This window comes from Streptomyces sp. URMC 124 (genome assembly GCF_051386455.1).
Lineage (GTDB): Bacteria > Actinomycetota > Actinomycetes > Streptomycetales > Streptomycetaceae > Streptomyces.
Genome location: NZ_JBPQTS010000203.1, coordinates 1 through 10,654 on the forward strand (window position 1 = coordinate 1; position 10,654 = coordinate 10,654).

The window sequence follows — 10,654 nt, forward strand, 5'->3', positions numbered from 1 at the left end:
GTCAGGGCCGGCGTCCGCCGCCCCCGCGAGAACCTCCGCGGCCGCGACCCCGGCCCTGACGCAGCGGCTCGACGCGGCCCGCCCGTACGTCCTGTCCGCCTTCCGGATCGTGGTCGGCCTGCTCTTCGCCTGCCACGGCGCCGCCTCCCTCTTCGGCGTCCTCGGCGGAGCGGCCGGCAGCAACGGCGGCACCATCGCGGCGGGCACCTGGCCGGGCTGGTACGCGGCCGTCATCCAGCTCGTCGCCGGCGCGCTCGTCCTGCTCGGCGCGGGCACCCGCAGCGCGGCCCTGATCGCCTCCGGCTCCATGGCCTACGCCTACTTCGACGTGCACCAGAGCATGGCCCTGTGGCCGATTCAGAACGGTGGCGAGGCCTCCGCGATGTTCTGCTGGGCCTTCCTGCTCCTGGTCTTCACCGGCCCGGGCGCGCTCTCCCTGGACCGGCTCTTCTCCCGCCGCGGCTGATCCCCGGAGCGGGTCCGGACCGCTCCCGGACCCGCCCGTGCCCATCCCGTGCGTGACCCGGCGTCGCCGATGTCGTATTCCGTACCGTGATGCGCACAACATCACCACCCCCACTCGCACGTCACACGCGCCCCAGGCGTACGCTGTTCGGTTGTGAAGGCCGCCCCTGCCGCTCCCCTGCGACGTCGCGGCGGGGGACCGTACCGGGAGATCAGGACGTGCTGGAGAAGCTGGGGGCCTTGGCCGAAACCCCATGGATCTACGTGATCGTCAGCATCTCCGTCGTGCTCGACGTCTTCCTCCCGGTCCTCCCCAGCGGCGTCCTGGTGATCACCGCGGCGACCGCTGCCGCGGGCACCGCGGCCGACGCCGCCGTCGGTGGCGCGGCCCACGGCCACGCCGGCTTCTCCCAGATGCTCCCGCTGGTCATGTGCGCCGCGACCGCGTCCGTCCTGGGCGACATGGTCGCCTACCGGCTCGCCTGGCGCGGCGGCGACCGCTTCGACCGCGCCATCGCCCGCTCGCGCCGGCTGACCGCCGCGCAGGCCAAGCTCGGCACGGCGCTGCTGCGCGGCGGCGGTCCCCTGGTCGTCGTCGCCCGCTTCGCACCGGCCGGCCGGTCGGTGGTCAGCCTCGGCGCCGGCGTGATGCATCGCCGGGTCGCCGAGTTCCTCCCCTGGTCCGCCCTGGCCGGTGTGACCTGGGCCGCGTACAGCGTGAGCCTCGGCTACTTCGGCGGCCAGTGGCTGGGCGCCGGCTGGATCGGCACGGCCATGTCCTTCTTCGCCCTCTTCGCGGCGGGCGCGGGGGCCGCGTACGTCGTCAAGCACCCCAGGGCCCGCGAGGCGTGACGGAGCTCCGGGCCCGGCCTCGCCCGCACCTTCGGTAGCACCCGTTACGGCAGCGACCGTACGTCCGGTCGGTGACGGATGGACGACGGGATTCCGCGGTCGCACGAGAGTTCGTACGCCAGGCCGTCCGCCCGGCTACGTCGCCCGGCGGGCGGCCTCCGCACGCAGCACCCGGACGCAGTGGCGCGCGTACCGGCGCTGGAGGGCCGGCACCAGCGGCCCGGCGGCCCGGGTGGACCAGTGCGCCGGGCGGCTGAACGCGGTCACGGCCAGGCGCACGTCCTGCGCCCCGTCGAGCGTGACCACGAAGGACTCCTCGCCGCACGCGGGATGGCCCGGCAGCGTGCCGTAGGCGAAGCCCGCGCGGCGCTCCTCCCGCACCGCCCAGACGACCGCGCAGGTCACCGAGGCCTGCAGCAGCGGGCCGAGGCCGAGGGAGAGGTCCACGGTGACGCCCGGGGCGGCCCGCGGCGTCGCGGCGGGGACGCGGACGCCGGCGGCGCGGTGCATGCGCCAGGAGAGGACCGCGTCGGCCGCGGCCTCGAAGAGGGGCCGGCCGCGGCCGAGGTAACCGACCTCGTGCAGGTGGTGGTAGCCGGCGGGCAGCGGACGGCGGGCGGTGGCGCCGGCCTCCGGGTAGGTGAGGCCTGGGGGCACGTGTGTCATCGGTTCCAGTATGGGGCGCGCGGGCCCGGAGACGGGCGGCGGCCCGGCTCCGCGAGGGAACCGGGCCGCCGGACGAGCGGGAGGCCGCTCGGTGAGCCGTGGGGCTCACCGGGCCGAGAGGCTCACCGAACCGTGGTGAACACTCCCTTGTCGTCCTTCTTGAAGGCCGACAGGCCGTTGGCCCAGAGCTGGTTGACCCTGCTGCTCTCGGCGGCGTTCGGGCGGGTGTTCTGGCAGGAGGTGCCGGGGCCGCCGCCCGACATCAGCTCGCTGCACGGACCGGAGTAGTGGTCCGGCAGGCCGAGGACGTGCCCGGTCTCGTGCGCGGTGACGCGCGTCGAGTTGTACTGCTGGTTCTGCCGGTAGTCGAGGAAGATGTAGCCGCGCCCGTGGCCGTCGGTGCTCGCGTAGGAGCCGCGCGAGTCGTTGCCCTCGTAGTACTTGAAGTCGGCGTTGCTGCCCGCACGCAGCTGGACGTTGCGCACGGAGCTGTTCCAGATCTGGGCGCTGGCGGCTATCTGGGAGGCGAAGCTGGGCGCTCTGCTGGCGTCGTAGGTGACGGTCACGGCCCGCAGGCCCGGCGACTTCGCGGCCTTGGCCTGCGCCGACTTCATCACCGCGTCGAAGAACGCCTTGTTGTTGGCCTCTTCGGCCGCCGAGCCGGCGTACGAGGACGTGACGGCCGGCGCCGCCGCCTGCGATCCGGTGAGCGCCGGGGCGGCGGACGCGGGCACGGCCGTCAGGGCCGCCGCGAAGCCGAGACCGATCGCCGCAGACAGCACTGTGGTGGAGCGTTTCATGTGGGGGACTCCATTCGTGCCGAGGACGCCGGGGGCGTGGTGGGAACGCCGTCCGGATGTCCGTCGGGTGAACTGCTGGTCCCGCAGAGTCTGTGACGAGTTATCAGCGGTACGGATGATGCCAACTGGCCATAGCACCGTCCAATCACCTACCCTGCCCCGGCATGTGCCTGGTGTGACGTGCGAGGCACAGTTATGCTCCCCCCGTGGAGCTCGAGGTCAGGCACCTCCGCGCGCTTTGCGCCATTGCGGATGCGGGAAGCGTGCGGAAGGCCGCGCTGCAACTGGGCATGACACAGCCCTCGCTCACCACTCAGCTCCGGCGCATCGAAGGGGCCGTCGGCGGCCTGCTGTTCACGCGCGGCCAGACGGGCAGCCGCCCCACGCCGCTGGGCCACTCGGTGCTCTCCCGGGCGCGGCCCATCATCGCCGAGATGTCCGCCCTCATGGCGGCCGCCCGCGACGCGGCGGCGGGCGCGGGCGGGGCCCGGCTGCGGGTCGGCAGCATCGGCGGGCGCGTGGTCGCGGGATGGCTGCGGCGGCTGCACGCCCGGCTGCCCGATACGGACGTCACCATTCATATCGAGGTCTCCGCAGGGACGTTGCTGCAGCTGCTCTCGACCAACCAGCTCGACGTCGCCTTCGTCCACGAGGCGGAGGGCTTCCCGCTGCACATACCCCCGGGCGTCGAGCAGCGGGTCCTGGTGACGCGGGAACCGAGGTTCGTCGCCCTGTCCGCCGCGCATCCGGCGGCCGGCCGCCCGGTGGTCGGGCTCGCCGAACTCGCCGACGACGCCTGGATCGTGGACCCCGCCGCCGACCACGAGTGGTCCGCCCTGCAGCGGGCCTTCACCGCCGCCGGCACCGACCCGCGCCTGGTGCACGTGCGCGACGCCGCCACCGCCGCGGACCTCGTCGCCTCCGGCGAGGCCGTCCGCGCCTGCCAGCCCACCGCGGAGGCCACGCCCGGCACCGTGCTCCGCCCCCTCTACGGCGACCCGCTGACCGCCGAACTCTCCCTGGCCACCCGCCCCGGCGCCCTCTCGCTCCCGGAAGCCGAGGCCGTCTTCGGCGACTTGGCCGACGCCTACCGCTCCCTGGCCTACGCCCACCCCGCCTACCGGTCGTGGCTGCACCGCAACGGTGGAATGTTACCCGCGGCATAAGCGGCGTATCGTGAAAAAGAGGACAGCTGCTCATCCCGCTCCGTGAAAGGGGTGGCTGCCATGGGAGAACGCAGCCGCAGCGAAGTCGAGTCGGAGATCAAGGAGTGCCTGGGCCTCGTTCCGCACTTCCTGAGCGGTATCCCCGACGACCTGCTCGAACACGAATGGGAACTTTTCAAGAAGCTCGAACTCGGTGAAACCCACATCCCGAACAAGTACAAGGAACTCATGGGAATCGCCCTGCACGCCGAGACCAAGTGCCGGTACTGCACCCTCTTCCACACCGAAGCGGCCAGGATCTTCGGCGCCACGGAGGAGGAGATCCAGGAAGCGGTGCACTACGCGAAGCACAGCCTCGGCTGGAGCGCCTACCTCAACGGCATCCGGGAGGACTACGACGACTTCGCCCAGGAACTCGGCCAGATCAGGGGATACCTCAGCTCACAGGGCTGACCGGCACGGAAGGGCCGACCGATGCGGCTCGAATGGGCCCGGCCGGGCGTCCTGCGGGTGACCTCGCACGTACGAATTCGCGGCACTGATCGCCGCGGCCCGCTACGTGGCCGAGTCCGCTCCCGCGGAAATCGACGAGGAGGCGCTGGGCCGGCTGAAGGAGATCCTGGACGGCTACGACGCACAGGCCGCGCGGCTGCACGAGGAGCCGCAGGAGCGGCAACCGCGGGGATGAGGAAACCGCGGCAAACGGAGAGTGGGCACAGACGGATTTGAACCGCCGACATCTGCTTTGTAAGAGCAGCGCTCTACCGCTGAGCTATGCGCCCTGGCACGAGGTGACAGCCTACATGGCACCGCCCGGGTCCCGGCAAATGTGACGGCGGCGGGGCGCGTGCGGGGGTTATCCCCACCCCCGGACCGGTAGCAGGCTTCACCACGGTCCGGTAGGAGGCTTCATCGTGCCCGAGCAAGATCGGCTCCTACGCTTGCCCCGTACGCAGCACCCGCCCCAGCCCCTCCCGGAGTACCGATGAAGCCGCGCTCCCGCGCCCGTTCCGCCGCCCGCATCTCCCTCGTCACGGCCGGCGTGCTGGCCGCCGGGGCGGCGCTGGCCGGCTGCGGGAGCGCCGACGCGAGCGACGCGAAGCCCGAGCACAAGGCCTTCGCCCTGGCCGGGAAGGAGCTGACCGTCGAGTCGGACAACTCGGCCCTGGAGATCGCGCCCGCCGACGTCAAGGACGTGGAGGTCACGCGCTGGTTCTCGGGGTGGACCCTGGGCGGGACCACCAAGGTCACCTGGGAGCTCGACGGCTCCGTGCTGAAGCTGAAGGAGCAGTGCAGCGGGCTGAGCGCGGACTGTGAGGCCCGGCACAAGATCGAGGTGCCGCGCGGGGTGAAGGTGACCGTGAAGAGCGGCAACGGCTCGGTCCGGACCCGCGGCTTCGACACCGACCTGAAGATCACCTCCGAGAACGGCGCCGTGCACGTCGCCGACAGCAGCGGGGCCCTCGACCTCTTCAGCTCCAACGGCACCGTGCGCACCAGCGCCGTCACCTCGCCCCGGGTGAGGGCGCGCTCGGACAACGGCGCCGTGGACCTCGCACTCGGCAAGGCCCCGGACCGTGTGGAGGCCAAGAGCGGCAACGGCGCCCTCACCCTCTCCCTGCCCCGCGGCTCCTACCGCGTCGACGCCGGCAGCCGCAACGGCGCGGAGCACGTGGACGTTCCCCGCGACGACAGCAGCAAGCACGTCGTCTCGGCCCACACCGGCAACGGCGAGCTGAAGATCCGTACGGCGGAGTAGCGCGAACCATCCGTCCTGTGTGTTCGTCCTTACCGGGTGGGAGAATGGCATCCGGGCCAGGGGCGATCCATCGGGAGAGGGCAAGTGACGGCGACCTTCGCGCAGTCCGTACGACCGGCACACCGCCGCTTCCGGGCTGTCAGGGCCCTCCCCTCCGCCGCCCGGGACGCCCTGGCCCTCGCCCTGCTGCCGCTCCCCCTGCTCGCCGCGGCCGCCGTCACCGCAGCGCCCGCGGCCTTCGCCGGCGGCGGCACCCGCCGCTGGGGCCGGGGCCGCGGCGAAGGGCAGCGGGCCGGCGCGCAGGCCGCCAAGGACGCCGCCGCAGCCGCCTTCTACGAGCTCGACACCGCCCAGCGCGAACTGCGGATCTCCATCGAGACGATCACGGCCGTCGACTCCTCCCCCGCCGCCCGCAAGGCCGAAGCCGACTTCGCGGCCTTCGGGCGGCGCATCGACGAGGTCTCCCACGCCTACATCACCGCCGTCGACTCCCACGACCTCGACCGCGAGGACCTCGACTCCTCCGCCGCCGCCCGGGCCCGCGCCGACCTCACCGCCGCCAAGGACGAGCTCCTGCGCGCCAAGGCCGACCTGGACCGCTTCGGGCAGGGCCTCGGCCCGCTGCTGACCGCGGCCGAGAACCAGCTCGCCCGGCTCGCGCCCGCCGTCGAGCGGGCCCGCCAGGGCCTCCTCGCCGCCACGCAGGCCCTCGACGCCGTCCGCGAGACCGGCCTCAAGGCCGACGGCCTCGCCGCGCGCCTCGCCGCGCTCTCCCCCGAGCTCACCCGGCTCAACCAGGGCGCCGGGCAGCACGGCGTGCAGGACACCCTCCGGCGCGCCGAAAGGGTCCTGCACGAGGCCGAGGCCGTACGGGCCGAGGCCGAGGCGCTGCCGGCGAAGGTCGCCGAGATCGACAAGCGGCTCGTGTCCCTGAGGACCCGCGCCCAGGCGCTGACCACGCGCGCCGCCGGAGTCCGGCCCGTCCTGAGCGAGCTGCGGCGCCGCTACAGCGCCGCCTGCTGGCAGGACCTCCAGCAGGTGCCCGAGGAGGCGCAGCGGGCCGTCGCGCAGGCGGAGGAGAAGCTCGCCGAGGCCCGGCGGGCGCGGGACGAGCAGCGGTGGCCGGACGCGCTGGCCCTGCTGTCCACCGCGCGGGCCGTGCTGAGCACGACGGACGAGTCCGTCTCCGCTGCCGGGGAGCGGTTGCGGCGGCTGGACGAGGTGTCCTTCGACCACCAGGGAGAGGTCGAGCGCACGCGCTTCGCCATCCGCGACGCGCAGCGGCTCGCCATGGCGGGCCGCAGCACGCCCGATCCGCGGCACGCGGGGCCGCTGGACGCGGCGGTGGAGCGGTTGGAGCGGGCGGTGGCGGGGCTGGAGGGCCGGCACCCGGACTGGTGGCACTTCTTGACGGAGACGGAAGCGGTGCGGGGGGCCGTGGCGCGGGTGGTTCAGGGCATCCGGGAGGAGATGGGCCGGTAGTCCCGCCCTTCCTCCGCGCCTGGTTATGCTGCGCGCATGCCTCGTTACGAATACCGCTGCCGCTCCTGCGGAGACACCTTCGAGCTGAGCCGGCCGATGGCCGAGTCGGCCGCCCCGGCCACCTGCCCCGCGGGGCACGAGGACACGGTGAAGCTGCTGTCCGCCGTGGCCGTCACGGGCGGCGGTTCCGCCCCCGCCCCGCAGGGGGGCGGTGGCGGAGGCTGCTGCGGGGGCGGCTGCTGCGCGTAGCGGCGAGGCGCTACGCGCCCACGCGCCGGGCAAGGGTCAGGCCGTCGGCCACCGTGATCATCACGGATTCCATGCGCTTGTCGGCGGCCACGTGCGTGTTGAACTGCCGCACGGCGGCCCCCACGGGGTGGTTGCCCGGGTCGAGGACGGATCCCATCATCAGGACGTTGTCGACGACGATCAGCCCGCCCGGGCGCATGCGCGGGACGAGCTCCTCCCAGTAGTTGATGTAGTTGTCCTTGTCGGCGTCGATGAACGCGAGGTCGACGTGGGGCTCTTCGGGCATGGCCCGCAGGGAGTCCAGGGCGGGGGCGATGCGCAGGTCGATGCGGCCGTCGACGCCCGCCTGCTCCCAGGCCTGGCGCGCGTAGGCCGTCCACTCCTCGGAGATGTCCAGGGCGACGAGTCGGCCGCCCTCGGGCAGCGCCTGGGCCATGGAGAGCGCGGACAGGCCGGTGAAGGTGCCGACCTCCACGACGTGCCGGGCGCCGGTCAGCCGGACGAGGAAGGCCAGCAGGGGGCCCTGCTCCTGGGCGATCTGCTTGATCGCGTCGCGGGGCAGGGCCCGCTGCGTGGTCTCCACCAGGCCCTGCTGCACGGGGTCGAGCGGGGGGTTGTGAGCCAGCACGTACGCGTGCAGCTCGGGCGTGATCGGAGTGCCTTTGAACTCTGCCACGGGGGTTCTCCTCGACTCGCCGGACGACTTGCCGCAGACCGCGAACGAGCCTACGCCGCCGCGCCCGTGAAAGCCCGCAAGATCTCTTCGCCCGCGGCCACGCCGCGCGTCTTCAGGGCCGTGACGTGCGGGGCGGACCAGCCGGAGTCGGCGAGTTCGCCGTGCCCGGGCCGCCAGCCGCGCCCGGCCGCGAGCAGCAGGTCGGCGTCGAGCAGGGAGTCCCCGGCGGCCAGCACCTCGCGGGCGCCGGTGCGCCGCGCGACCTCGGCGACCGCGGCGCTCTTGGTGAGCGGCCGGGGCACGGCGTAGAGCTTGCGGCCCTGCAGGGACACGTTCCAGCCGCGGGCGCCGGCCCACTCGGTGAACTCCGCGACCCACTCCCCGGGCAGCAGGGAACGGTCCACGACGAGATAGGCGAACAGGTCCTCCGCGGTGCGCTCCTTGAGCAGCCATGCGGGGTCGGCGGTCCGCACCAGGTGCTCGCGCACCTCGGCGAGCGTGGCGCACTCGGCGGCGATCCGCCGCTCCACGCCGGCCCGCCAGCCGGCGTCGGACTCGCCGTCGACGAGCAGCTCCCCGCCGTTGGCGCAGATCGCGTACGCGGCGGGCCGGCCGGGCAGGCTGATCCGCCCGTACTGCTCGCGCGTGCGGGTGGTCGTGGGCACGAACACGGCCGAGGCGGTCAGCTCCGCCAGCACGGAGGCCGCGGTCTCGGTCATGTACGACAGCGGCTTGCGGTCGTAGACCTCGACGCACAGCAGCCGGGGCGCCACGGCGTCGGGCCCGGCGAGGTCGAGCGCCGCGGCCGAGTAGATGAGGGTCCGGTCGAGATCACTGGCGACGACGACGGTCACTTGCCCGTCACCGCCTTGCCGTCGGCACCGGTCGCGCCGCGCGTGTACCGGGGGTGGATGAGGCCGACGCAGGTGTACGGCAGCCCGTCCACCTCCTCGACGGGCACGCCCCGCTGCCCGGCGAGCAGCCGCACGTGCGCCAGGTCCTCTCCGGCCCCGCGCTGGGCGAGGATCTTCCACGGGACCCGGCGCAGCAGCACACGGGTGGTCTCCCCCACCCCCGGCTTGACGAGGTTCACGTCGTGGATGCCGTACTCCTCGCTGATCCGCTCCACGGCCGCCCACCCGGCCCAGGTAGGCGTGCGGTCGGCGGCGGCCAGCTCCTTGGCGTCCCGCGCCACCTCCTCCTCCACCTCGCCGAAACGGGCGGTGACGGCGTCGAGGAAGGCCCGGGACACATCGGACCCGGCGAGCTCCCGGTAGAACTTCGCCCCGTGGAAGTCCTCCGGCCCCACCAGGTCGGACCGCAGCACGGTCCGCGAAACCAGCCCGGAGACCGTGGAGTTGAGACAGGCCGACGGAATCAGGAAGTCGTCCCGCGTCCCGTAGGTCTCCACGCACTGCCCGGGGTCGGCCAGCACGGCGATCCGCGGGTCGAACCCGTCGAACTCCTCCAGCGCCTCCGCCAGTTCACGCGTGATGGCGCCCTTACCCGTCCAGCCGTCCACGAAGACGACGTCACGGGGGTCGTGGTGCTCGGCGAGCCAGCGCAGGGCGACCCGGTCGATGCCGCGCCCCCGCACGATGGAGACGGCGTAGTGGGGCAGGTCCAGCCCGTGCGCGTGCCGCGCCCAGCGGCGCATCAGCACCCCCACGGGCGTCCCGGCCCGGGCCAGCGAGACGAGCACCGGCCGCGGCGAACGCTCGGCCAGCACAAGCTCGGTGACGGCCCCCACGGCACGGGCCATGCGCCCCGCCGACGCCTCCAGCGCCGCGTGGAAGAGCGCCTGGTACTGCTCGCTCGGCTGGTACTCGACGGGCAGCGACTCGGCGTAGTGCGCGCCGCCGCTCTGAATGGCCTCCTCGCGCTCCTCCGTGGGCGCCTCCAGCTCGACACCGGACAGGTCTTGAAGGAGCCAGCCGACGTCCTCGGGCGCATAAGAAGAAAAAGCAGGACCTCTGAGGGGTTCGGGCATGGAGGAAGCGACCTCGGGAACGTAGGAGGGAACGACGGCCAGCAGCACGTGCTCCGTGTGCGCGCGCAAGGTGTCCAGAAGGCCGCCGGGAGCGTGGAGTTCGGCGGTGTCACCGCGCGAATCGACGACGGCGACGACCACGTCGAATCCGGCGCCCGCCACGTTGTACGCGTAGCGGTCGCCGGGCCCGTCGTCGGGGGCGTCGTGCGCCGGGAAGGTGATCCGCGAACGGATCGCGTAGCCGGGGTCGTCCACAGCCAGCACAGGTGACCGTGTGGTCGTCGAGAAAAAGACGTCCGCCCCGTCGAGGACATCGTCCAGCGCCTGCGCAACCCGCAGGGGCACGTACATCAACTCCTCGTTACCGAGAACAAGGATGCGAGCCCCAGCGGGACGCTTGCCCATAGCCGTGGCGAGCACGCCCGCCATCCCCGGCAGCGCGGCTTCCAACTCCGCCCGGTGCTCCGGGGTGAAGCCGTGCCGACCGCCGTCAGGAACCCCGGACGGCCACGGCAGGGTGACACGGGAGGGGCCGGGGGCGCAGGGGTG

Annotated in this window: 13 protein-coding genes and 1 tRNA gene; 8 read left to right on the plus strand and 6 right to left on the minus strand. The window is 73.2% G+C overall.

Annotated elements, in window-relative coordinates:
• Positions 1-55: 55 nt before the first annotated feature.
• Together ACSNOG_RS29615 and ACSNOG_RS29620 are read left to right on the plus strand one after the other, a co-directional pair.
• Positions 56-466 (plus strand): DoxX family protein, encoded by a 411-nt coding sequence (locus ACSNOG_RS29615; protein WP_436755791.1) that lies wholly within the window; start codon positions 56-58, stop codon positions 464-466.
• A 218-nt stretch (positions 467-684) separates the two neighbouring features.
• Positions 685-1,317 carry a DedA family protein gene (locus ACSNOG_RS29620; RefSeq protein WP_436755780.1) on the plus strand — a complete coding sequence of 211 codons (633 nt, stop codon included), beginning with the start codon at positions 685-687 and terminating at the stop codon, positions 1,315-1,317.
• A 135-nt stretch (positions 1,318-1,452) separates the two neighbouring features.
• On the opposite strand, the gene ACSNOG_RS29625 is transcribed toward ACSNOG_RS29620, so the two are convergent.
• Together ACSNOG_RS29625 and snpA are read right to left on the minus strand one after the other, a co-directional pair.
• Positions 1,453-1,983, minus strand: a complete 531-nt coding sequence (locus tag ACSNOG_RS29625) for a DUF1990 family protein (RefSeq protein WP_436755781.1) — start codon at positions 1,981-1,983, stop codon at positions 1,453-1,455.
• 122 nt (positions 1,984-2,105) lie between these two features.
• On the minus strand, positions 2,106-2,783 hold the full coding sequence (gene snpA, locus ACSNOG_RS29630) for a snapalysin (protein WP_436755782.1): 678 nt from the start codon (positions 2,781-2,783) through the stop codon (positions 2,106-2,108).
• Between the two features lie 206 nt (positions 2,784-2,989).
• Here snpA and ACSNOG_RS29635 point away from each other — a divergent pair, with 206 nt between their 5' ends.
• The 3 genes from ACSNOG_RS29635 to ACSNOG_RS29645 all read left to right on the plus strand — a co-directional run bounded on the left by ACSNOG_RS29635 (position 2,990) and on the right by ACSNOG_RS29645 (position 4,637).
• Positions 2,990-3,949, plus strand: a complete 960-nt coding sequence (locus tag ACSNOG_RS29635) for a LysR family transcriptional regulator (RefSeq protein ID WP_436755783.1) — start codon at positions 2,990-2,992, stop codon at positions 3,947-3,949.
• A 60-nt stretch (positions 3,950-4,009) separates the two neighbouring features.
• Complete coding sequence (locus ACSNOG_RS29640) at positions 4,010-4,402, plus strand: carboxymuconolactone decarboxylase family protein (protein ID WP_436755784.1); 393 nt, start codon at positions 4,010-4,012, stop codon at positions 4,400-4,402.
• Between the two features lie 106 nt (positions 4,403-4,508).
• Positions 4,509-4,637, plus strand: a complete 129-nt coding sequence (locus tag ACSNOG_RS29645; protein WP_436755785.1) for a hypothetical protein — start codon at positions 4,509-4,511, stop codon at positions 4,635-4,637.
• A gap of 22 nt (positions 4,638-4,659) precedes the next feature.
• Here ACSNOG_RS29645 and ACSNOG_RS29650 read toward each other — a convergent pair.
• Positions 4,660-4,731: transfer RNA gene (locus ACSNOG_RS29650), tRNA-Val, on the minus strand.
• 203 nt (positions 4,732-4,934) lie between these two features.
• On the opposite strand from ACSNOG_RS29650, the gene ACSNOG_RS29655 reads away from it, so the two are divergent.
• The 3 genes from ACSNOG_RS29655 to ACSNOG_RS29665 all read left to right on the plus strand — a co-directional run bounded on the left by ACSNOG_RS29655 (position 4,935) and on the right by ACSNOG_RS29665 (position 7,439).
• On the plus strand, positions 4,935-5,708 hold the full coding sequence (locus ACSNOG_RS29655; RefSeq protein WP_436755786.1) for a DUF4097 family beta strand repeat-containing protein: 774 nt from the start codon (positions 4,935-4,937) through the stop codon (positions 5,706-5,708).
• Positions 5,709-5,879: 171 nt separating this feature from the next.
• Positions 5,880-7,190 (plus strand): hypothetical protein, encoded by a 1,311-nt coding sequence (locus ACSNOG_RS29660; RefSeq protein WP_436755792.1) that lies wholly within the window; start codon positions 5,880-5,882, stop codon positions 7,188-7,190.
• A 36-nt stretch (positions 7,191-7,226) separates the two neighbouring features.
• Positions 7,227-7,439 carry an FmdB family zinc ribbon protein gene (locus ACSNOG_RS29665; RefSeq protein ID WP_436755787.1) on the plus strand — a complete coding sequence of 71 codons (213 nt, stop codon included), beginning with the start codon at positions 7,227-7,229 and terminating at the stop codon, positions 7,437-7,439.
• Between the two features lie 10 nt (positions 7,440-7,449).
• On the opposite strand, the gene ACSNOG_RS29670 is transcribed toward ACSNOG_RS29665, so the two are convergent.
• The 3 genes from ACSNOG_RS29670 to ACSNOG_RS29680 all read right to left on the minus strand — a co-directional run.
• Positions 7,450-8,115, minus strand: a complete 666-nt coding sequence (locus ACSNOG_RS29670) for an O-methyltransferase (RefSeq protein ID WP_436755788.1) — start codon at positions 8,113-8,115, stop codon at positions 7,450-7,452.
• Positions 8,116-8,165: 50 nt separating this feature from the next.
• The gene (locus ACSNOG_RS29675) at positions 8,166-8,969 is read right to left on the minus strand and encodes an HAD family hydrolase (RefSeq protein WP_436755789.1); all 804 of its coding nucleotides are present in this window, start codon (positions 8,967-8,969) and stop codon (positions 8,166-8,168) included.
• Positions 8,966-10,654 (minus strand): cysteine protease StiP domain-containing protein (locus tag ACSNOG_RS29680; protein WP_436755790.1); only part of this gene is annotated, 1,689 nt, incomplete at its 5' end. The genes ACSNOG_RS29680 and ACSNOG_RS29675, both read right to left, overlap by 4 nt.

Excerpts from the sequence above, each read along its gene's own strand:
- ACSNOG_RS29665 (WP_436755787.1), top strand. The coding sequence starts at position 7,227 with ATGCCTCGTTACGAATACCGCTGCCGCTCCTGCGGAGACACCTTCGAG.
- ACSNOG_RS29640 (WP_436755784.1), top strand. The coding sequence starts at position 4,010 with ATGGGAGAACGCAGCCGCAGCGAAGTCGAGTCGGAGATCAAGGAGTGC.
- ACSNOG_RS29625 (WP_436755781.1), bottom strand. The coding sequence starts at position 1,983 with ATGACACACGTGCCCCCAGGCCTCACCTACCCGGAGGCCGGCGCCACC.
- ACSNOG_RS29655 (WP_436755786.1), top strand. The coding sequence starts at position 4,935 with ATGAAGCCGCGCTCCCGCGCCCGTTCCGCCGCCCGCATCTCCCTCGTC.
- snpA (WP_436755782.1), bottom strand. The coding sequence starts at position 2,783 with ATGAAACGCTCCACCACAGTGCTGTCTGCGGCGATCGGTCTCGGCTTC.